Origin of the sequence: Rahnella selenatireducens (genome assembly GCF_046449555.1) — a bacterium.
Lineage (GTDB): Bacteria > Pseudomonadota > Gammaproteobacteria > Enterobacterales > Enterobacteriaceae > Rahnella > Rahnella selenatireducens.
This window is the reverse complement of record NZ_JBKEZJ010000003.1, coordinates 371,556-393,741: the sequence shown is the minus strand read 5'-3', so window position 1 is coordinate 393,741 and position 22,186 is coordinate 371,556. Positions and strand designations below refer to the sequence as shown.

Genomic DNA, 22,186 nt, shown 5'->3' with positions numbered 1-22,186 from the left:
ATGAAGTTATTTGATTGATAGGGATGCATATGAATATCAAACCTATAGTTGTCCTGCTCGCCTTTAGTGTTTTAATGCTAACCGCATGTGATGAAAGTGAGATTAATAGAGACTTTTATTTGAGTCATGTTGCTGCTGCTCCATATGAAGTAGAAGGATTAAGGAGAAGAATATTGTTCTGTGATGAGTGTTTGAAAGGGAATGTGTGTGATTTGAATGATGAAACGCAATGCAGAGTGATTACTTTGCCTGATAGAAATAAAGCTCTAAATTTAGCAATGATAAGGCCAAACACTGAAGCTGTTTTTTTACTCGTTGATGTTGCCAAAACTGATGTAAACGGAACCTCCGGAGAATATCATGAAACGCCATTAATGATAGCTGCCTATTATGGTACTCAGAAACACAAGCAAATTGCAGAATACTTAATTTCCAAAGGCGCTGATGTAAATAGCGTTAGTCTCTCAACAGACAATACAGCATTGCTAACAGCAATTTGGAAAAATAACATTGATTTTGCAATTTTCCTTCTAAAAAATGGAACTAATCCTTCTTTAACACCTAAGGGTGAAAAAATCGGGTATGCCTGTAATTATGCGATTAACAGGAATAGGTTGAATTTCATCCCTGTCATTCCAGACTGTTGCTCTCTGGTAATACATAATTCTAAGTCAACGGATGAAATGAAATCGTACTGTCGATGATTTTTATAAATTCAACATTACATAGGTGAATATTGCTGTTTTATAAAGATATACATTGAAGGATGGATTATAACTGTGACACTGATGCTGAGATTATTATCGCCAGTAGTGCTATCACTGGTTGGTTGTAATGACGAGGAAAGAAATTTTTATATAAGTCCACTTACTTTATCCTCAGTGACAGTGAATGGACTAAAAGCAAGATGGCATTTTTGTGAACAATGCTTGAGTAATAGTGAATGTGATAATGAGGATGTTAGGCAATGTAAAACGGTAATGATACCCGATAAAAAAACGCATTAGATGCTGCAGTGAGAGAAGCAAATACTGACGCGATTTACTTCCAACTCAATATAGCTAAATAGATTTCCCCTCTCCCACACAATCTTTCAAAAAATAATCCCCGAATATATCGGGGATTATTCACACTTCAAAATCACTTATCCTGAATACAATCTGGTCGTTACTTCTTCTTAGCGTATTTCAAAGAGTCCAGCGCCACCGCGAAGATGATGATGCTGCCTTTGATGATGTACTGCCAGTAAGGGTTCACGCCGATGTAGGTCAGGCCGTAGTTGATGACGGTGAAAATCAGTACACCGGTCACCACACCTGCCACAGAACCTACGCCCCCTGCGAATGACACGCCGCCGACCACGCAGGCCGCGATGGCATCAAGTTCGTACATAAAGCCGAGGTTGTTGGTCGCACTGCCGATACGCCCTGCTTCCAGCAAACCACCGAATGCGTAGAACACGCCTGACAACGCGTAAATCATGATCAGGTTTAACGGAACGTTTACGCCTGAAACCTTCGCCGCTTCCGGGTTACCACCGATAGCAAAGATGTTTTTGCCGAAGCGGGTTTTGTTCCACAGTACCCAGACAAAGGCGATGGCAATCAGTGCATAGAATGTGATGTAAGAAAGCTTCAGGCCGCCCAGGTGAATAAACCCTTGTGCGAATTGTGAGAAGCCCGGGTCAAAGCCCGCCACCGGTGATGAGCCGACATAATCGTAATACAGGGAGTTAATCCCGTAGACGATAATCATCGTACCCAGTGTGGTGATAAATGGCGTCACGTTCAGGTAAGCGATAATAATACCGTTCAGCAAACCAATTAACGCGCCAACAATACACACGGTCAGAATAACCAGTGGAATTGGCACAACTTCCAGATGCGGGAAGACTTTGTTGACGTTATCCATCGCCTGCAACATGGTGGCCGCAACAACCGCCGCTAAGCCCACCTGACGCCCGGCTGACAGGTCGGTACCCTGCGTGACGATAAGCCCCGCGACGCCCAGTGCGATAATAACGCGCACGGAAGACTGGGTCAGAATGTTACTTAAGTTGACCAGACTGAGAAAGCTTGGATCCTGAATGATAATAATCGCCAGCAAAACCAGCAATACCACATAAATCCCGCCCTCTTTTAAATAAGTGAGCACACTTTTCTTATTTAATGCTTTCATAATAAGAACCCTTAAAAATTAGAGATGCAAGGAAGCCAGGCGTAATATTTCATTCTGCGAGGTCGTTTTTGTATCAACGATGCCCGCCACCTGTCCATTACTCATAACCAAAATCCTGTCAGTAATACCCAGCAACTCAGGCATTTCAGAGGAGATAATAATGATCCCCTTCTCTTTTTTAGCCAACTCGGTGATTAACTGGTAAATTTCAAACTTAGCGCCAACGTCAATCCCGCGAGTCGGTTCATCCAGCATTAATATTTCAGGATTGGTTAATAACCAGCGCCCGATAATAACTTTTTGCTGATTCCCGCCAGATAATGAACCAATACTGGTTTTATGTCCCGGCGTTTTCACCCGCATGGAATCGATAACCCATTGGGTATCGCTTTTCATGCGCGAGGTATCCAGTAAACCGGCTTTATTTTTATATTGACGAATATTGGAAATCAGCGAGTTAAAACCGATATCCAGATACGCATAAATACCGGTAGAACGGCGCTCTTCAGTCACCAGCGCAAAACCATGGTTAATGGCTTCATTCGCACTGTGATTATTAATTTTTTTGCCGTGAAGCTTAATGGTTCCGGCGACTTTCTCACGGATACCAAACAGCGTTTCGACAATGTCTGTACGCTTCGCACCGACCAGACCGGCGATCCCGAGAATTTCACCTTTGTGCAAATCAAAGGAGATATCACGAATGGAAGGCTGGCGCAGCGACGTCAGATTGCGTACTTCGAGGATGACTTCACCCGGTTTGTTCAGGCGATCAGGGAAACGCTGGCTCAGCGAACGACCCACCATCATGGAGATGATTCTGTCCATATCGAGGCCTTCGAGCGACTGAGTGGCAATCCACTGGCCATCGCGCAAAATGGTGATTTCATCACACAGCTGGAAGATTTCTTCCATTTTATGAGAGATATACACAATCCCGCAGCCGCGATCTTTCAGCTTACGGATAATCGTGAACAAATGGTTCACTTCTTTTTCCGTCAGGGAAGATGTCGGTTCGTCCATGATGACGATTTTTGCGTTGTAGGAAAACGCCTTGGCGATTTCGATCATCTGCATCTGCGAAACGGACAGCTTACCCACCTTGTCGCGCGGATCGATATCAATGTCCAATTCGTCAAAAATCGCTTTGGTATCTTTATACATTTTGTCCTGATCAACAAAAATGCCTTTGGTCGGATAACGACCCAGCCACATGTTGTCCATGACAGTACGTTGCAACACCAGGTTTAATTCCTGATGCACCATCGACACGCCTTGCTCAAGCGCTTCTTTTGAGCTTTTAAAATTAACTTCTTGTCCCTGAAAAAGAATAGTTCCAGAGTCTTTACTGTAAATTCCGAAAAGACATTTTAATAATGTGGATTTACCCGCGCCATTTTCACCCATTAATGCATGGATGGAATACGGACGCACTTTTAAATTCACATTATCTAACGCCTTAACGCCTGGGAATGATTTATTAATACCGCTCATTTCCAGCAGGAATTCACCTGGCTTTTCTGTTTTTGTGTCAGAGAGCGAAATATCGGCCATAGTTGTACCTGGCTAAAGATAAAAATAAACGGGTTATTAATGCCTGATGTCAGTAATGCAGCCGGCAAGCGAACTCACCAGCTGCATCGTGACATGACATCCTGTCAGACAAGCATTAACGTCTAATCACACTTAATCTTTATTTACGGCTTAACCGCAATTATTTTTGCCACTGCTTAGCTTTGTTTTTTTATTGCTGTCTGTATTGACTGCTATCGACGAACTCTTATTTCACAAACTCAGACAGGTTGTCTTTGTCTACTGCGACGTAAGGAATACGAACGACTTTGTTTTCAATTTTCCAGTTAGTGCCATCGGCGGCTGGTTTACCCGCTGCCAGATTTCTTGCAAGATCAAAGGTGGCTTTAGCCTGGTTGTTGGCATCGTTCAGCACGGTACCGGCCATTGCGCCAGATTTCACCAGCGCCAGCGCTTCTGCCAGGGCATCCACACCAAATACAGGAATGCTGGATTTGTTATGAGATTTCAGAGCTTCTACAGCACCCATTGCCATGGCATCGTTGTTAGCGATAACCACTTCGATTTTGTTCGCGTTAGGGCCGGACAGCCAGGCGTCCATTTTGTCTTTCGCCTGAGCGGTATCCCACATGGCTGTGTCGAGTTGCAGCTGATCTGTTTTCAGACCTTCTTTGCCATTCAGCGTGCTGATGACGTATTTGGTACGCGCTTCAGCATCCGGATGGCCCGGTTCACCTTTAATGAGCACGTATTGGATCACGCCGTCTTTATTCAGGTCCCAGGCCGGGTTCGCTTTCCAGTGTTTAGCAATCAGCTCACCCTGGATAACGCCAGACTCTTTGGAGTCAGTCCCGACGTAATACGCTTTGTCGTAGCTGTCTAAAGCTTTACGGGATGGCTCTTTGTTGTAGAACACAACAGGGATGCCAGCACCACGCGCTTTCTCAATGATGACCGGAGCAGCAGCCGGGTCAACCAGGTTAATGGCCAGGGCTTTAACGCCTTTCGCCAGCATGACGTCAACCTGGTCATTCTGAGTGGACTGGCTGTTTTGCGAGTCATTCATCAGCAGTTGCACGTCTGGAGAAGCTTTCGCATCTTTCTCGATGGCTTTACGCACTTCAGACATGAAGTTGTCATCGTATTTGTAGATGGTGACACCGATTTTAGTATCAGCAGCGTGTGCGGCAAAACCAAACATCATGCTCGCAGCCAGAGTAGCCAGTGTGAAAACCTTTTTATTCATTTGTATCTCCGGTTTATATGAGGGGTACAGGGTGGAACCGGCAATCCATGCGGGAGCAGTACAGCTCCACGTCATTATCGCGGGTGCCTGCCATCCTTGACCTACAACATCCTGACTCGCTGTGAAACCAGTCCGGTAACGCCGGACACAAAGTGAATCATGTTGAAAACGAATGCATCATAAAGGTCGCGATGTTAATAAACTGTGAAAGTTCTCACAGATTGAAAACGGTTACATCGCGTTATTTGATCAATAAGTGACGGGTGCCACATTTTGCCACGGTGCCACGGAATGCCGTCTGACCAGCGTCGGCATAAAACAATGCGAAATGCCCGTAGCTAACTGTTCTGCCGCACCTTTTAATGCCAGTTCGGTAGCAAGCGTAGCCATGGAAACGATCGGGTAACGCACCGTCGTCATTTTCGGACTGGTGTACCGGGCGATCGGAATATCGTCAAAGCCCACCAGTGAGAAATCGTCAGGAATGTTAATTCCGTTTTCTTTCAACACCGCCATTGCCCCTGCCGCCATCGAATCGTTATACGTGAAGACCGCGCTCAGATGCAGATTACGCCCGAGGAGTTCGACCATCGCCGCTTCTCCGCCCTGCAAATCTGGTGAACTTTGCGCACGCCAGGCCGCAGGGGGGGCAGCAGCAGAATGATGTGCCTGCGTCATAGCCTGTAAATATCCCTGATAACGCTGCAAATCATCCTCGATGCCGTGGCTCGAGCCGATATAGCCGATGCGCTGATGTCCCTGAGACAGCAGCAAACGCGTGGCCATTTCCGCGCCGCTGACGTTATTGAGCCACACGCAGCGATGCTCGTAGCCGGGAATAACGCGGTTAATCAACACCATGCCGGAAACCTGATCCATAAAGCGCGAAAGCTCGTCATCACCCAGCGCCTTGGAATGCACAATGAGCGCGTTACAGCGCTGGCGAATCAAAACTTCAATGGCATGCCTTTCTTTTTCGGCGATGTGATAGCTGTTACCTATCAGAACGTATTTCTGATGCTGCTGAGCGACGGTGTCCACCGCTTTCACTAGCGCGCCAAAAAAGGGATCTGACACGTCCATCACCACCACGCCGATGGTGTCGCTGCTTTGTGTTGCCAGCGCCTGGGCATTGGCATTCGGCCGGTATCCCAGCGTAGCGACGGCCTGCAAAACCTGCTCGCGCGCCTCTTTACTGGCGATAGACGGATTGTTCAGAACTCGGGAAACCGTGGCGACAGATACGCCGGCCAGACGGGCGACATCACGAATTGTGACCATTTGTCGCTCCGTCATCAGCCAGAGAGTGGTACGGAGGAATACGGAAATGGTTAACCCAGGAGGTAAAAAATGCAGACAAAGAGAAGCGAGGTGAAGTGCTCATGGCGTTTCCTTTTTAGTGTAGTGGTCGTCAGACTGGCACGACCGCTATCCTAAACATTTTGCGAAACTGCCTGCGTGAATCACGTCACAGGAAAGAAAACGTTTACATACAATTCTGCAACGTCCATCTCAAATCTATAATTTAGGGTGATAGAACAGCGCCTACCTCAGGCTGTTTTCACCTCAACGCCCGAGGCTTTGATGGTTAGGGTTCGCCATAACCATTCCAGCGGCCCCTGACGGAAATAACGCAGCCACAGCAGCGTCACCAGCAGGTTACACGCCCACACCAGCGGCACCAGCGCCAGCAGTTGTAGCCGGTCGAAGTGCAGGAAGAAGCCGAAGAAATTGAAGAACGTGGTGCAGATCAGCGTCTGTAACAGGTAATTGGTCAGCGCCATGCGGCCAACCTGAGAAATCCAGTGAACCAGCCGCCAGCGCGAAACTACCGACCAGAAGCCATAACACAGCGCCAGATAGCTGACTGCCTGCATCAGCGATCCAATTTCACGCGGAACCTGCAATAAAAAGCCGCTCCAGCGGTAGTCCCAGCCACTCTTCCATTGCAGGTAAATCGCCGGAATTTGTATCAGCAATGAAAGCGGTAACAGCGCCGTCGCCACTTTGCGGTAATGCCGCTCGCTGAATTCACCTTTCAGCCATCCGCTGCGCATCAGCCCGGAGCCAATTAACATTGCGCCCGCCAGTTCCCAGCCGTATTGCGCACCAATCGCCAGCAAACTTGAAGATAGGAGATCCAGCCGGTTCTGAATGGCTTCCCAGCCACCTTTCAGCCGCCAGTATTGCTCATACTGAATTTCAGCCGGTCCCGGCAGCCAGAAACTCCCTGCTTTGGGCGAAGAAATCACGCCCAAAATCGCCAGTACCGCGACGCCGATGAGGTACAAGATAATCCCGGTCGAAACCAGCGACTGGCTGCTGCGCCCTTCCCTCACCATGCGCCAGCACACCAGACCAATCAGCCCGTAGGACAACAGAATATCGCCGTCCCACAACAATGTGGCGTGGATCAGGCCGCACAACAATAAAATCGAAAGACGCGACTGGATCCAGTGTTTGCCACGCGGCAGCAGCAAGTACAAGCCACCGCCAAACAGCATGGCGAACATCATCAGGAATTTACCCTGCGCGACGGCGTCGAGCACCGCCCAGGTCCAGGCGTCAGAAGCAGAAGGAAGACCGGCATAGGCCGGGTTCAGATAGGCGGCCTTCGGTAAGCCGAACGCGCTGATATTGAGCAGAAGAATGCCAAAAATGGCCAGACCACGGGCAAAATCGAGTGTGGCGATACGTGAGCGCACCCGGAGATTCCTTTTGAGGATTATTTAGATTTTAAGAATAAGTGAAGAGAATCATCGGGGCTACTCTTCAGGTAAATGAAGTTGCAGCAAGGCAGCAAGGAAGGAGAGCCCGATGAGCTGACACAAGTCAGTGATTCGGGTCTCCGAACGCGGCGAACGCAGCTGCGGCTTTATTTACGAAGAATGGCGGACGGTACGCAGGAATTCCTGACGCGTATTCTGGCTGGACTTGAACAAACCGCCCAGAGAGGTGGTGGTGGTTGCGCTGGTTGCGTCACGCACGCCACGGGCTTTCACGCAGTAATGCACGGCATCAATCGACACAGCCACGTTTGGCGTGCCAAGCAGCGTCTGTAACGCAACCAGAATCTGCTGGGTCAGACGTTCCTGAACCTGCGGACGCTGCGAGAAAAACTGCACGATGCGGTTGATTTTCGACAAACCGATCACGGTATCTTTTGGCAGATACGCCACTGTCGCTTTCCCGTCGATGGTCACGAAATGGTGCTCGCAGGTGCTGGTCAGGGTGATATCACGCACCGTCACCATCTCATCCACTTTCATCTTATTTTCGATAACCGTGATTTTCGGGAAGTTCGCGTAATCCAGCCCGGAGAAAATTTCATCAACGTACATCTTCGCGATACGACGCGGCGTTTCCACCAGACTGTCATCGGAGAGATCCAGATTGAGCAATTGCATGATGCCAGTCATATGTTCCTGGATCCGCTGTTTGCGCGTTTCGTTGTCGATCGGCAGGGCTTCACGCAGAGGGGTTTCCAGACCACGGGCTAACAACGCCTCATGGACCAAAATGGCTTCTTTACTCAGGATTGGGGTTGGCATTCATTCTTCTCCGGCAGGTGTAATCACTTTGACGCAGATCACGCTAAAGTGAGGTGGCTTACTGTAGTAGAGAGCGGATTCAGAATCCAGTGATTGCTTTCCTGAAGGATGAAAAAGCCATAATGGATGAAATAGGTGTACGTTATCGGTTATCCCGAACCACCAGCACGCCTGCAATCACAAAACCAGCGAGCGCGACATACAGCGCCGGTTCCAGATGATGCGTCAGCGCGGTGGATATCGCCGACAGTACTGGCCCGAACAACTGCCCTACCGCGTATCCGGTGGTCAGCAGCCCCGCCATGTAGCGGCTGTGGTTCGGCGCCAGTTCGCGGCTGTACTGTAACGCCAGCTGAACCACGCTGAGAAAGCCGCCGCCCGTCAGCAATGCACCAAGCACCAGGCCGCTGACGCCCGGCACTACTTCCGCGCACAAAATACCCAGCCCCTGGATCCACAACGTCAGCGCCAAACGCGTATGCGTGGTCAGGCGGTGCCGGGTCAGAATACCAATAATAATGCCGATCACCGCCGCGCCGCCGAACACCGGCCAGACAAACTGCGCAAACAGGCTGTCAGGAAAACGCGCCGTCGCCATCTGCGATAAAAAAGTAGCTGGCAGGATGTAGCCGAAGCCCGCCAGACTGTAACTCCACACCAGACGTTTCAGCGCCGGTGTCATGACCAGCGGTTCCGCTGCCACATGCGAACGATGCAAATCGCCTTTGCGCGGTAAATTCGGCGTGATAATCGCCACGAAAATCAGCGCCAGCACGCCGTACACCGACCAGGCCTGTGCGGACGTCAGCTGCAAACTGTGGATCCCCACGGCCAGCATTCCGCTGAGGAAAATCCCGACGCCCGGCCCGGCAAACACCGCCGCGCTCAGCGCCGGACGGCCATAATGCGCCAGCCGTTCATTACACCACGCCGACACCATCACCATCGCCCAGCCGCTGGTCCAGCCAATCAGAAAGCGCACAATACTGTGCAGCACTTCGCCGGAAATCACCGCCGACAGTAATGTCAGTAACACGCCGCCCCACACGCCCAGCCATAACCGGCGTTCCAGATGTTTCGTCGCACGCATTCCGTCAAACGCGCCACACAGATAACCGAGATAGTTGAAGGCGGCGACCAGACCCGCGCCCGTCAGCGTGAACTGATGTTCAGCTATCATTAAAGGAACTTGCGGCGTAAAGGCGAAGCGCCCGATACCCATCGCGACGACAAAAGCCAGAAAACCACTTAGCGCAATCCGAAAAGCCATAACTGCTCCGCTGTAAGAAACCGCAATGCAACATAGTAGAAACAATGAGTAAACATACTCAAAGGCCGATACTGAAAACAGAGGATTTCTGAAAAGAAAGTGAATTGGACGTTGTCAGCTATGATGCCTTACGGATACAATCACGAAAACTGAATAATACAAACCAAGTTGTTTACGATTAGAGAACACAGGAACTCATTATGGATCTCACCCAGTTGCGGATGTTTTGCTGCGTGGCGGAAACCGGATCGCTGGCGCGGGCGGCAGAACAGCTGCATCGCGTGCCTTCGAACCTCACCACCCGTCTGCGTCAGCTCGAACTCGAACTGGGCACGGATTTGTTCATCCGCGAAAAGCAGCGTATCCGCCTTTCGGCGATGGGCCATAACTTTCTCAATTACGCCGAACGCATTCTGGCGCTCAGTGACGAAGCGATGAGCATTACCCACGCCGGTGAACCTGCCGGGAATTTCGCGCTGGGCTCGATGGAAAGCACCGCAGCCACCCGCCTGCCTTCGCTGCTGGCGGCCTATCACCAGAAATTTCCGCAGGTAGCGCTTTCGCTGGTCACAGCGACTTCCGGTGAAACTATCGACAGCGTACGGGCCGGCCGTTTAGCCGCCGCGCTGGTGGACGGCCCGATTGATTTTGACGATCTGAACGGCTGCATCTCTTTTCGCGAACGTATGGTGGTGATTTCTCCGCTTGGGGAATCACCGCTTGAGCTTCCGGCAGGCCGCAGCGGACATACCGTTTTCGCATTCCGCCCGAGCTGTTCCTACCGCCAGCGTTTGCAGGCGTGGATTAAAGAGATGAATGTGCCGGTGGCAAACACCATGGAAATTCAGTCCTATCATTCGATGATGGCCTGCGTCGCCAGCGGCGCGGGGATTGCGATGATCCCGCGCTCTGTACTGGAACAATTACCCGGCCACGAACGGGTACAAATTCACGAAATCCCGGATGAATTCGCCGATACCGCCACCTGGCTTATCTGGCGACGGGACGCCTTCAGCCCCAATGTTAGGGCGCTGAAAGAACTGATCATTGAACAAAATGACGGGGTGATCCCGTTACTGAAACATCCTCTTGCCGGCGAAAATGACCCGGTGATGGATCCGGCATAAGCCAACCCTTTTAACTAAAAAACACCTGACGAAAATGGAGTACGACCATGGAAATGATTAAAACACGCGCCGCCGTCGCCTGGGGCCCGAATCAACCTCTGTCCATCGAAGAAGTGGATTTGATGCCACCGCAAAAAGGCGAAGTGCTGGTGCGTATCGTTGCCAGCGGCGTATGCCACACCGACGCCTACACCCTTTCAGGCAAAGATCCGGAAGGCGTTTTCCCGGCGATCCTCGGCCATGAAGGCGGTGGCGTAGTGGAAGCTGTCGGCGAAGGCGTGACCAGCGTTGCCGTTGGCGACCACGTGATCCCGCTGTACACCCCGGAATGTGGCGAATGTAAGTTCTGTAAATCCGGTAAAACTAACCTGTGTCAGGCGATCCGCACCACACAGGGTAAAGGCCTGATGCCGGACGGCACCACGCGTTTCTTCAAAGACGGTAAGCCGATTTTCCATTACATGGGGACTTCGACTTTCTCCGAATACACCGTGGTTCCTGAAATTTCACTGGCGAAAATCAACAAAGAAGCGCCACTGGAAGAAGTGTGTCTGCTCGGTTGCGGCGTGACCACCGGTATGGGCGCTGTGATTAACACCGCCAAAGTGAAAAAAGGCGATACCGTGGCGATATTCGGCCTCGGCGGCATTGGTCTCTCGGCGATTATCGGCGCTGTAATGGCGGGCGCAGGCCGCATCATCGGTATCGATCTGAACACCAGCAAGTTCGATCTGGCCCGCAAACTCGGCGCAACCGATCTGATTAACCCGAAAGATTTTGATAAGCCGATTCAGGACGTTATCGTCGAAATGACCGACGGCGGCGTGGACTTCTCCTTCGAATGTATCGGCAACGTGAATGTGATGCGTTCCGCGCTGGAATGCTGCCATAAAGGCTGGGGCGAATCGGTCATTATCGGCGTTGCCGGAGCCGGTGAAGAAATCTCCACACGTCCGTTCCAGCTGGTAACCGGCCGCGTATGGCGTGGTTCCGCATTCGGTGGCGTCAAAGGCCGCAGCCAGCTGCCGGGCATTGTGGAACGTTATCTGGACGGCGAATTCGCTCTGAACGATTTCATCACTCACACCATGCCGCTGGAAGAAATCAACGAAGCGTTTGATTTGATGCACGAAGGTAAGTCTATCCGTACGGTTATTCATTTTAACAAGTAAGGAAAGTTTTCGATGAGCAGCTCGATTGAACTACTCGAAGAACACCGGATGTTTGGCGGCTGGCAGCAGCGCTACCGCCATACATCGGCCAGCCTGAATTGCGGCATGACGTTCAGCATCTATCTGCCACCGGCAAAAGATGACACGCCTCCGCCGGTGCTGTATTGGCTGTCGGGCCTGACCTGTAATGATGAAAACTTCACGCTGAAAGCCGGGGCGCAACGCGTCGCGGCGGAACTGGGCCTGATTCTGGTGATGCCGGATACCAGCCCGCGCGGTGAGGATGTCGCCAATGATGACGGTTACGATCTTGGTCAGGGCGCAGGTTTTTACCTGAACGCCACACAGTCGCCGTGGGCGGTACATTACCGGATGTATGATTACCTGCTCGATGAACTGCCGGCGTTAATCAGCGGACATTTCAGGGTCAGCGACCGTCAGTCGATCTTTGGCCACTCGATGGGCGGCCATGGCGCACTGATGCTGGCACTGCGTAATCCGCAGCGTTTCCACTCTGTTTCCGCGTTCGCACCGATTGTGAATCCGGCGCAAGTTCCGTGGGGACGTAAAGCGTTCAGCGCCTATCTGGGTGACGACGAAAGCCAGTGGTTGCAGTACGACAGCTGCCATCTGCTGAGTTCACTGCCTGCGGATCAGGTGCCATTCCCGATTTTAGTCGATCAGGGTGATGGCGATCAGTTCCTTGCGGATCAGCTGCAACCGGCAAAACTGGCCGAAATCGCCCGCCAGCGTGGCTGGCCGTTACAGCTGCGCGTGCAGCCGGGGTACGATCACAGCTACTTTACGATTGCCTCGTTTGTGGAAGATCACCTGCGGTTTCATGCGGGGTATTTGCACTCGAAGGCATGAGTGCGGGAATGCCGTCTGCCCGAGATAGTTTCGGTTTCTCACGAGCAGAGATCGCGTAGTATCTGACGCCGAAACCGACCACAGGAGGGAAGTGCTTTCCCTCCTGTGGATTCCGCTCAGTTCAGCAAACTTTCTGATTGCGCCTTGCAAGCATTCTAAAATAAGCGTTTTCGTTTTATATCGCTTACAGATTAATAGATAAAATATATAATCTGAAATATTAAAAAAGGCAGAAGCCTGATTTCTAATCAAGCTTCGCGGTCCCATGAAGGGAAAGGGTAAATCTTAAAGGCCTCAATGGGCAACGCAAGGATATTATCAAAAATAATGCGTTAATCAAGCCAATAATGATTACTAAACTAAAAAGTTTGCTGCATTGATAGAACGAATAACCGCTATCTGGATTAATGTAACTATTTGATTAGGAATTCGCTGAGTTAATCTTCCTCGTTCAACTAACATAGGTCGGTTCAGCCGGTTATTACTGACCGTCTGCACCAAATCGCATTTAGCCCAGCATGTTTTTGGGTGAAAGTGTTTGAGATCGGCGCTCACGCCTGAATCCAGCTGAATATGTATTCCCTTACTGATTTTCAATTCATTCTTCGTTGGTGATAAAGGAACAACGATTGATGAATTATCGTTAAGTTTGCCATTAAGGACGATCACCAACCTGTGCTTAATCATTTCCGGCGGCATATGCGCATCAACCCTATCAGGAATAATCGCCCCCTGGAGATCTCTGGGGTAAACTCCGTAATTACAGTCAAGAACCTGCCCTACTTTGGGTTTAAAATTAATCGACATAACAGTTCCTTTGTTTACATTCACAAACAAAGAACATACTGCACACCGAAACGCATTCCAATTACGTGTTCTGTTTATTACGAGGCGTATTCCAGTAAAAATAAAACGATTACATCGAAGTTACATTCAATAAAAATATAATAGCAATAAAAAAATGCCGAAACAAAATATCTTTAAAAACCCAATATGGCGCAATCAGAAAGTTTGCTGAACGGAGCGGCTCCGAAACCTTAGGTTCGAAGATGAGAGAAGGTACCGCGCAGCGGCAAGCTTTCGCGCCAGTCACGGCGTTAACTGAAACATAGCCAACAAGCGACAGCGCGCAGTTAAAGAGCCCGGGATTCTCAAGGAGCGCGGCGACAGGCGCTCCTTGAGGCCGGTTTGGGTGGCAACCCAAGATCTCGATCACCGCCATTGAGAAACCGAAATTTTCTCGATCAGCTAAAAAGGAGCCTTTGGGGATACTCCCCAAAAAACACTAATTTTTCAATTTCGGATCCAGTGCATCTCTCAACCCATCCCCCAGCAGATTAAACGCCAGCACCGTCAGGAATATCGCCAGGCTCGGGAATATCGCCACGTGCGGAGCCATCACCATGTCGGCGCGGGCTTCGTTAAGCATCGCGCCCCACTCCGGCGTCGGGGGCTGTGCGCCCATGCCGAGGAACGACAAACTCGCGGCGGTGATAATCGACGTGCCTATGCGCATGGTGAAATACACCACAATGGAAGACAGCGTGCCGGGCAGAATGTGGCGGAACAAAATGGTGGCGTCCGATGCACCGATGCTGCGCGCTGATTCGATGTAGGTCTGCTGTTTCAGCACCAGCGTGTTCCCGCGTACCAGACGGGCGAACGCGGGAATGCTGAATATCGCCACGGCAATAATCACGTTCGACATACCGTTGCCCATCACGGCGACCACGGCAATCGCCAGCAGAATGCCGGGAAAAGCGAACAGCACGTCACAAATACGCATGGTAATGCGGTCCCACGCCCCTTCGTAATATCCGGCCAGCAAGCCGAAAAAGGTGCCGATAACCGCGCCCAGCACCACGGAAAGCACGCCGGCGGCCAGTGAAATACGCGCGCCCATCAGGATACGGCTGAAAATATCCCGCCCGAGTGAATCCACGCCGAGCCAGTGCATCAACGAAGGACCTTCGTTCAGACGGTCATAATCGAAGTAATTCTCCGGATCAAACGGCACCAGCCACGGCGCAAATACCGCAGCGGCAATTAATAAAAGAATAAAAACGCCCGCAATCATCGCGATATGTTGCCGGCGAAAACGCCGCCAGAACGCTTTCCACGGCGTTCTTACTGCCTGAGGGGTTTCGGATGTGAATATCGGCAAGCTCGCCAGTACGGCATTTCTCCGCCAGTTTTTCATGCGCCTGCTCACTTGTATCGGATAGAAGGGTTAATCACGGCGTACAGCATGTCCACCAGCAGATTGATGAGGATGAATTCGAGCGAGAAGAGCAGCACTTCGGCCTGGATCACCGGGTAATCGCGCATCTCCACGGAATCCACCAGCAACCGCCCTAACCCCGGCCAGTTGAAGACTTTCTCGACGACAATCGAGCCGCCGAGCAGGAAACCAAACTGTAATCCCATCATGGTCACAACCGGGATCATTGCGTTGCGTAGCCCGTGTTTGACCACCACAACGGCTTCATGAACGCCCTTCGCCCGCGCCGTACGCATGTAATCTTCCTGCATCACTTCGACAAAAGACGCCCGGGTAAAGCGCGCCATAATAGCCGCTACCGCCGCGCCCAGCGTGATGGACGGCAGAATATAGTGCTGCCAGCCGTCAGCGCCGACGGTCGGCAACCAGCCCAGTTCAACGGAGAAAACCTGCATCAGCAGCATGCCCAGCGCAAAGGCCGGGAAGGAGATACCGGAAACGGCGAGCGCCATGCCCAGACGATCCGGCCAGCGGTTACGCCAAACGGCGGAGACCACGCCGATGATCAACCCGATAATCACCGACCACAGCATGCTGGTCAGCGTGAGCCAGAACGTTGGCATAAAGCGGGAGCTGATTTCGTCGATCACCGGACGCTTCGACACCATCGAATGCCCGAAATCGCCGGTCAGCGCGTTGCCAAAAAAGGTGAAAAATTGCTGATAGAGCGGTTTATCCAGCCCTAAATCCTGACGGACCAGCGCAATAACGCTGGCGTCTGCGTCCTGTCCGGCCATCAGACGCGCCGGATCGCCCGGCAAAAGATGTACAAATAAAAAGACCAGCACTGCCACAATCAGCAATGTCGGAATCAATCCCAGTAGTCGTTTCAGAAAATAATTAAGCATGATTCGCTGTCTGTGATTTCACGGTATGACATCCCTATTCCGGCTGCGGAACACGTAAGTTCAGGGCGCGGTGTCTATGAACCCCGCGCCCTGAAAGCTTCACCGCATATTATTTCACATCGGCATCATCAAAGCTGAACGCCGTATCTGGCATCACGTAGAAACCTGTCAGACGTTTGTTGTTGGCAGAAACCAGACGCTCAGTTACCAGGAACGCCCACGGCGCGTCGGTCCAGATTTGTTTCTGGGCATCTGCGTAGAGTTTTGCTTTCTCGGCTTTGTCGGTCGTTTTCAGCGCGTCGGACAAATCTTTATCCACCTGCGCATTGCTGTAGAACGCCGTGTTGAACTGTTTCGGTGGCGCGGCCTGGGTTGAGAACAGCGGCGACAGCGCCCAGTCAGCTTCGCCCGTTGACGCCGACCAGCCGGTATAAAACATCCGGATCCCCGCGTCTTTCTGCCCGACGTTTTCGACCTGCGCCGCACGCTGCGCGGCATCCATCGCGGTTACGGTGACTTTAATACCCACCTGCGCCAGCTGCTGTTGCGTGAACTGCAACACTTTCTGCGCGGTGCTGTTGTTATGTGAAGACCACAGCGTGGTGGTAAAGCCGTCCGGATAACCCGCTTCTTTCAACAGTAGTTTGGCTTTTGCCGGATCGTATGGCCAGGGTTTAAATTTAGCGGCGTACTCAATTCCCTGCGGCAATGGCCCTTCGGAAGGCACAGCGTAACCGGCAAACGCGACTTTAATCAGCGCCTGTTTGTTGATGGCGTAGTTGATCGCTTCACGCACTTTCACGTTATCGAACGGTTTTTGCGTGACATTAAAGCTGATGTAACGATGCAAAATTGACGGCGCGGCTACCAGATCCAGTTTCGGGTTTTTCTCCAGCAGCGCGGCCTGCTCGTAAGGCACCGGGAACGCCAGATCGGCTTCACCGGTTTGCAGCATCGCGGCGCGGGTGTTGTTATCGACAACCGGGCGCCAGGTGATGGTGTCGAGTTTAGGCTCGCCTTTTTTCCAGTAACCGTCGAATTTCTTCACTTTCACGAAATCGGTCTGATTCCACTGATCCAGCGTATACGGGCCGGTGCCCACCGGATGGAAACCGATCTCTTTGCCATATTTGGTCAGCGCCGCCGGAGAAATAATCACGGCCGACGGGTGTGCCAGAATATTGATGAACGCCGAGAACGGTTCTTTCAGCGTAATTTTCACCGTGGTGTCATCCACCGCTTCCGTGCTGGCAATATTTTTAAACAGGTTGTATCGCTTGAGATGATTGTCAGGATTGCTGGCGCGGTCAAAGTTAACTTTTACCGCCGCCGCGTTAAAGTCGATGCCGTCCTGGAATTTCACGCCCGGATGCAGCTTGATGGTGTAAACCAGCCCGTCCTTGCTGACCGTGTAGCTGTCCGCCAACACGTTTTCCAGCTTCATGTTTTTATCGAAGCCAAACAGGCCCTGATAGAAGGATTTTGCCACCGCCTGCGACAGGGTGTCGTTCGCATCATAAGGATCAAGCGAGGTGAAGTTAGAGCCTACGGCGATCACAACGTCTTTGGCAGCCCATGCTGAAGCTGAAGCCAGAGAACCGAAAATAGCGGCAGCGAGCACCGCCTGGCGGATCACGTTCTTACCTTTACGTTTCTGCTGATTCATGTCAGTTCCTTTTCCTGTCTTACCCGTTTGTCTTACAAATTGACGGCTTGCACTTAACCCAAAACAAGCCACCACAAAAATCAGTAAAGCCCCGCAATCGCGTGCCGGGCGACAAAGTGCCCTTCGCCCACCTGCACCAGCGGGGAAACCAGCGGCTCATCGTTGAGCGCACGGATCGGGCTGGGGATTTCATCGACCAGCAAGGCCTGTTCTTTTCTTTTATGCGCCGGATCGGCCACCGGCACCGCTGCCATCAGTTTGCGGGTATAAGCATGTTGTGGATTTTCAAACACCGCGCGCCGCGTGCCGATTTCAACGATTTGTCCGAGATACATCACCGCCACGCGATGACTGATGCGCTCGACCACCGCCATGTCGTGCGAAATAAACAGAAACGCCAGCCCGAACTCTTTCTGTAAATCCATCAGCAAATTAATGATTTGCGCACGGACAGACACATCGAGGGCAGAAACGGATTCATCCGCAATCACCACTTTCGGATTGAGCGCCAGCGCTCGGGCAATGCAAATCCGCTGACGCTGACCGCCGGAAAACTCGTGAGGATAGCGCTGCGCGTGTTCCGGCAGCAGCCCGACTTTTTCCAGCAGCCAGGCGACGCGCGCCTCGGCCTCTGCGTCTTTCGCCAGTTTGTGAACCAGCAGCGGTTCCATAATGGAATAGCCGACCGTCAGACGCGGATCGAGCGAGGCATACGGATCCTGAAAAATAAACTGAATATCGCGCCGCAGATGTTGCAGCGCATTGCCGCTGACATCGGTCAGCACCTGACCGTTAAACGTAATCGTCCCGCCCTGACTTTTCACCAGTTTCAGCAGCGAGCGACCGGTGGTGGATTTTCCGCAACCGGATTCGCCCACCAGCGCCAACGTTTCGCCCGGATGTAAATCAAAGCTAACTTTTTCCACGGCATGAACGCGGCGCTTCACGCGGTTGAAAATGCCACTGCGCAAATCAAAACGCGTAACGAGATCGCGAACCTGCAAAACCGGCGGAGCACCCGGCGTCAGGGTGTCCTGCACCAGTTCCGGGTCACTTTCTTTTTGCTCCTGCACAGGGAAACGCGCGGGCAACGGTTTACCGGCCATCGAACCTAATTTTGGCACCGCCGCCAACAGCGAGCGGGTATAGGGCTGTTGCGGTGCACGGAAAATCGCGCCCACGTCGCCGGTTTCCACGCTGTTGCCCTGATGCATCACCAGCACGCGGTCGGCAATTTCAGCCACCACGCCCATATCGTGGGTGATGAAAATCACCCCCATCTGCATCTCTTTTTGCAGCACGCGGATGAGCTGTAAAATCTGCGCCTGAATGGTCACATCCAGCGCCGTGGTCGGTTCGTCTGCAATCAGCAGCGCAGGTTTGCACGACAGCGCCATCGCAATCATCACCCTCTGGCGCATGCCGCCGGAAAGCTGATGCGGATAGCTGTCGAGAATGTTTCGGGCTTCAGGGATGCGCACCAGATCCAGCATCCGCAACGCCTCAGCACGTGCGGCGCGGCTGTCTTTGTTCTGATGCAGGCGGATGGATTCCGCGATTTGCTCGCCCACCGGAAACACCGGATTGAGTGAGGTCATCGGCTCCTGAAAAATCATCGCAATATCGGCACCGCGCAGGCTGCGCATGGACGATTGTGACGCCGCCATTAAATCTACAACTTCGGCATTTCGGCGGCGAAAAAGCATGTCACCCTTGGAAATCTGCCCGCCGCCCTGCTCCACCAGACGCATCAGCGCCAGCGACGTCACCGATTTACCGGAACCCGATTCGCCGACAATCGCCAGCGTTTCGCCGCGCCTGACCTGAAAGTTGAGATCATTCACAGCCGGAATGATTTGCCCTTCATGCGAAAATTGCACGCTGAGCTGGCGGACGGCCAGCACGTGGTCGGGCGGCAAAATAACCGGGCTGCTCATCGGTAAATACTGACGACGGGCACGTCACCCACGCGGGCAAATCCGCGGTACATGCCTTCGCTGTTAAACGGCAAAACGACGTTGCCAAAGCGGTCGATGGCGATCATTCCGCCGCTCCCGCCCAACGGCAGCAACTTTTCCTGCACCACCCGGTGTGTGGCTTCTTCGAGCGTTAACCCTGCGTATTCAATCAGCGCTGCAACGTCATACGCTGCGACCGTACGCATAAAGACTTCGCCGGTGCCGGTGCTGGAAATCGCCACGGTGTTATTGCTGGCGTAGCAGCCTGCGCCAATAATCGGGCTGTCGCCGACGCGCCCGGCCTGTTTGTTGGTCATGCCGCCTGTGGATGTTGCCGCCGCCAGATTGCCCTGGGCGTCCATCGCCACCGCGCCGACGGTGCCAAATTTATGCTCCGGGTCGATCGGGTCGCCAGACGGCTGCACATTCAGGAACGCCCCGTCGTGATCGAGCATCACGCCGCCGTCTGCCGCAATCGCGCGCTGCAACTGGTCGAAACGTTCCTGCGTGTGGAAGAATTCCGGCTCAACCATTTCCTGCCCGTGCTCGCGGGCAAACGCTTCCGCACCCGCGCCGGTAAACATGACGTGCGGGCTGTTTTCCAGCACCTTACGCGCGGTCAGAATCGGGTTGCGGATGTGATTGACGCAGCTAATAGCACCGGCCTCAAGCGTGCGGCCATCCATGATGCAGGCATCCAGCTCATGCGTGCCCTGATGCGTGAAAACGGCACCTTTTCCGGCATTAAATAACGGGCATTCTTCCAGTAAACGTACCGCTTCGGTGACCGCATCCAGTGCGCTGCCGCCCGCAGCCAGAATAGCCTGCCCGCTGGTAACAATACGTTCCAGCTCGGCTAAATAATGTTGTTCTTTTTCGTGGCTCATTGCTGCGCGGGTAATCGCCCCGGCACCACCGTGAATGGCAATGACCGGACGCTTCTTGTCCGAAACGGAACTCGCTGAATTATCAGTAGAAGAACTCATTAGAACTGCACCCTGAGTTGTTGTATTTATGTATACAGAAAGTGATGTTGCCCTGTTTTTTGACTATATTTAGCCCGCTACAGTATGTAAAGCAGAAATGTAAAACTACAAAAACGCGCTAATTGCTTAGATTGTTTAAGAAAATCAAATACGAAGATTGAATAAACGTTCAAGACAAACCGTCAAAGAACAGGAATAATAAACATCCTAACCGCAGATAAAAGCCCCTCTGGCAACGCTTACTGTGGCCTTCTTATATTTTTTATTTTTAGGAAATCAGTTATGGAAACTGTTTATAACCGCCGTCGGATCAACGTGATCTCATGGCTAAGTTACTTCTTTACCGGTGGGCTGGTTTCCACTTTAGGGATTGTCATCGGCCCGGTGGCAACCGCTTTCAATAAAGAGCCTGCATTTATCGGCCTGATGTTCTCACTGATGAACATCGGTTTGTTCCTGCCGATCATGATAAGCGGCATCCTGATGCGTAAGTTCGATCTCGGTAAGCAGCTGATTACCGGCTCAATTATCACCATTCTGACCTGTATCGCCCTGTTTATAATGCCGTCGATCACACTGTTTGGTGTCGGCGTATTCCTGATTGGTGCGACGGCAGGTCTGATGATGTCTATCGGCAGCTATCTGGTGGTGCGCATCAACGATGATCCGAAAAAGCGTTCTGCGAACCTGATTTTCACCGATTTCTTCTTTGCGCTTTCCGGCATGACGCTTTCACTGATACTCGGTTTCCTGTTCAAACACGGCGCAAGCTGGCTGGCGATGTACGGCATCATGGGCACCCTGAGCGTGCTGATGATTTTGCTGTGCGTGGGCCAGAAATTCCCGGTTGTCGCTAAACCGGAAGCCGTGGCGAAACAAGATCGCGAAGAAAAAGAGCCGTGGGGTTTCGCCGCATACGTGCTGTGTTTTGCGCTGTTTGCCTTCGTCTTCAGCGAACTGGTTTTCACCCTGTGGATGCCAAGCTGGTTGCATGAACACTTCGGTCTGGATACTGACCGCGCCGCAATTTACATCACCACCTACTGGATGGTGAAAGCGATTGGCCTGTTCCTAAACCAGTTCACCGTGCGTTTCGTCAAACTGCGTACGTTCCTGTTTGTCTCCGCAATTGTTGGCTTAATCAGCCTGTGCGTAGTGACGCACAGCGAAAACACGGCGCTGGTGATGGCTGCGGTGGGCCTGTTCGGGTTCTGTAACTCCGGGATGTTCTCCGGCCTGATGAGCTACGGCAGCCTGCAGGTGAAAAACTCACCGCCAACGCTGACGTCTGCATTGCTGACCACCGCGTCAGTCGGCACGCTGATTTTCGCGTCATTCTCTTCGTTCATCTACCGCGAATACGGTCTGTTCTGGGCGCTGAATATCGCTACCGTTTCTTACGTGCTTCTTGTGCTGGCAGTGATCATTGCCGGTATCCGCAGCAAAGCAGAAAAGATTCATCGCGAAATGTCTGTCGGCTGAATGACAGATTGAGTTGCT

Annotated in this window: 19 protein-coding genes; 5 read left to right on the top strand and 14 right to left on the bottom strand. The window is 52.0% G+C overall.

What is annotated here, in order from left to right; all coding sequences use genetic code 11:
- Positions 1-29 precede the first annotated feature (29 nt).
- Entirely contained in the window at positions 30-704 is a 675-nt protein-coding gene (locus ACLBVC_RS07505) for an ankyrin repeat domain-containing protein (RefSeq protein ID WP_410149111.1), read from the top strand.
- 463 nt (positions 705-1,167) lie between these two features.
- Here ACLBVC_RS07505 and mglC read toward each other — a convergent pair whose 3' ends face one another.
- The 7 genes from mglC to ACLBVC_RS07470 form a co-directional block, all read right to left on the bottom strand.
- Positions 1,168-2,178: a galactose/methyl galactoside ABC transporter permease MglC gene (gene mglC, locus ACLBVC_RS07500; protein WP_101075966.1), complete on the bottom strand. Its 1,011-nt coding sequence runs from the start codon at positions 2,176-2,178 to the stop codon at positions 1,168-1,170.
- 18 nt (positions 2,179-2,196) lie between these two features.
- On the bottom strand, positions 2,197-3,732 hold the full coding sequence (gene mglA / locus ACLBVC_RS07495; RefSeq protein ID WP_410149110.1) for a galactose/methyl galactoside ABC transporter ATP-binding protein MglA: 1,536 nt from the start codon (positions 3,730-3,732) through the stop codon (positions 2,197-2,199).
- 226 nt (positions 3,733-3,958) lie between these two features.
- Positions 3,959-4,957: a galactose/glucose ABC transporter substrate-binding protein MglB gene (gene mglB, locus ACLBVC_RS07490; protein ID WP_410149109.1), complete on the bottom strand. Its 999-nt coding sequence runs from the start codon at positions 4,955-4,957 to the stop codon at positions 3,959-3,961.
- A 249-nt stretch (positions 4,958-5,206) separates the two neighbouring features.
- Positions 5,207-6,238, bottom strand: a complete 1,032-nt coding sequence (gene galS / locus ACLBVC_RS07485; RefSeq protein WP_410149108.1) for an HTH-type transcriptional regulator GalS — start codon at positions 6,236-6,238, stop codon at positions 5,207-5,209.
- A gap of 269 nt (positions 6,239-6,507) precedes the next feature.
- A complete protein-coding gene (gene yeiB / locus ACLBVC_RS07480; protein ID WP_410149107.1) occupies positions 6,508-7,662 on the bottom strand; it encodes a DUF418 domain-containing protein YeiB in 1,155 nt (384 codons plus the stop codon).
- A gap of 174 nt (positions 7,663-7,836) precedes the next feature.
- On the bottom strand, positions 7,837-8,508 hold the full coding sequence (folE, locus tag ACLBVC_RS07475; RefSeq protein WP_410149106.1) for a GTP cyclohydrolase I FolE: 672 nt from the start codon (positions 8,506-8,508) through the stop codon (positions 7,837-7,839).
- Between the two features lie 142 nt (positions 8,509-8,650).
- A complete protein-coding gene (locus ACLBVC_RS07470) occupies positions 8,651-9,778 on the bottom strand; it encodes a YbfB/YjiJ family MFS transporter (RefSeq protein ID WP_410149105.1) in 1,128 nt (375 codons plus the stop codon).
- Between the two features lie 200 nt (positions 9,779-9,978).
- Here ACLBVC_RS07470 and ptrR point away from each other — a divergent pair, with 200 nt between their 5' ends.
- The 3 genes from ptrR to fghA are packed head-to-tail and all read left to right on the top strand — an operon-like array spanning position 9,979 to position 12,947.
- Positions 9,979-10,905, top strand: a complete 927-nt coding sequence (gene ptrR, locus ACLBVC_RS07465) for a putrescine utilization regulator PtrR (RefSeq protein ID WP_410149104.1) — start codon at positions 9,979-9,981, stop codon at positions 10,903-10,905.
- Between the two features lie 47 nt (positions 10,906-10,952).
- Positions 10,953-12,077, top strand: a complete 1,125-nt coding sequence (locus tag ACLBVC_RS07460; RefSeq protein ID WP_195825023.1) for an S-(hydroxymethyl)glutathione dehydrogenase/class III alcohol dehydrogenase — start codon at positions 10,953-10,955, stop codon at positions 12,075-12,077.
- 12 nt (positions 12,078-12,089) lie between these two features.
- Entirely contained in the window at positions 12,090-12,947 is an 858-nt protein-coding gene (gene fghA / locus ACLBVC_RS07455; protein ID WP_410149103.1) for an S-formylglutathione hydrolase, read from the top strand.
- A 354-nt stretch (positions 12,948-13,301) separates the two neighbouring features.
- On the opposite strand, the gene ACLBVC_RS07450 is transcribed toward fghA, so the two are convergent.
- The 7 genes from ACLBVC_RS07450 to ACLBVC_RS07420 all read right to left on the bottom strand — a co-directional run bounded on the left by ACLBVC_RS07450 (position 13,302) and on the right by ACLBVC_RS07420 (position 20,686).
- Complete coding sequence (locus tag ACLBVC_RS07450) at positions 13,302-13,754, bottom strand: type II toxin-antitoxin system PemK/MazF family toxin (protein WP_410149102.1); 453 nt, start codon at positions 13,752-13,754, stop codon at positions 13,302-13,304.
- 109 nt (positions 13,755-13,863) lie between these two features.
- Positions 13,864-14,169: a hypothetical protein gene (locus ACLBVC_RS07445; protein ID WP_410149101.1), complete on the bottom strand. Its 306-nt coding sequence runs from the start codon at positions 14,167-14,169 to the stop codon at positions 13,864-13,866.
- A gap of 63 nt (positions 14,170-14,232) precedes the next feature.
- Complete coding sequence (gsiD, locus tag ACLBVC_RS07440) at positions 14,233-15,147, bottom strand: glutathione ABC transporter permease GsiD (protein ID WP_410149100.1); 915 nt, start codon at positions 15,145-15,147, stop codon at positions 14,233-14,235.
- An 8-nt stretch (positions 15,148-15,155) separates the two neighbouring features.
- On the bottom strand, positions 15,156-16,076 hold the full coding sequence (gene gsiC / locus ACLBVC_RS07435; protein ID WP_410149099.1) for a glutathione ABC transporter permease GsiC: 921 nt from the start codon (positions 16,074-16,076) through the stop codon (positions 15,156-15,158).
- A gap of 109 nt (positions 16,077-16,185) precedes the next feature.
- A complete protein-coding gene (gsiB, locus tag ACLBVC_RS07430; protein WP_410149098.1) occupies positions 16,186-17,742 on the bottom strand; it encodes a glutathione ABC transporter substrate-binding protein GsiB in 1,557 nt (518 codons plus the stop codon).
- A gap of 80 nt (positions 17,743-17,822) precedes the next feature.
- Positions 17,823-19,679: a dipeptide ABC transporter ATP-binding protein gene (locus tag ACLBVC_RS07425; RefSeq protein WP_410149097.1), complete on the bottom strand. Its 1,857-nt coding sequence runs from the start codon at positions 19,677-19,679 to the stop codon at positions 17,823-17,825.
- On the bottom strand, positions 19,676-20,686 hold the full coding sequence (locus ACLBVC_RS07420; RefSeq protein WP_410149096.1) for an isoaspartyl peptidase/L-asparaginase family protein: 1,011 nt from the start codon (positions 20,684-20,686) through the stop codon (positions 19,676-19,678). Before ACLBVC_RS07420 ends, ACLBVC_RS07425 begins: the two co-directional genes overlap by 4 nt.
- A 282-nt stretch (positions 20,687-20,968) precedes the next feature.
- Here ACLBVC_RS07420 and tsgA point away from each other — a divergent pair, with 282 nt between their 5' ends.
- The gene (tsgA, locus tag ACLBVC_RS07415; protein WP_410149095.1) at positions 20,969-22,168 is read left to right on the top strand and encodes an MFS transporter TsgA; all 1,200 of its coding nucleotides are present in this window, start codon (positions 20,969-20,971) and stop codon (positions 22,166-22,168) included.
- Positions 22,169-22,186 lie beyond the last annotated feature (18 nt).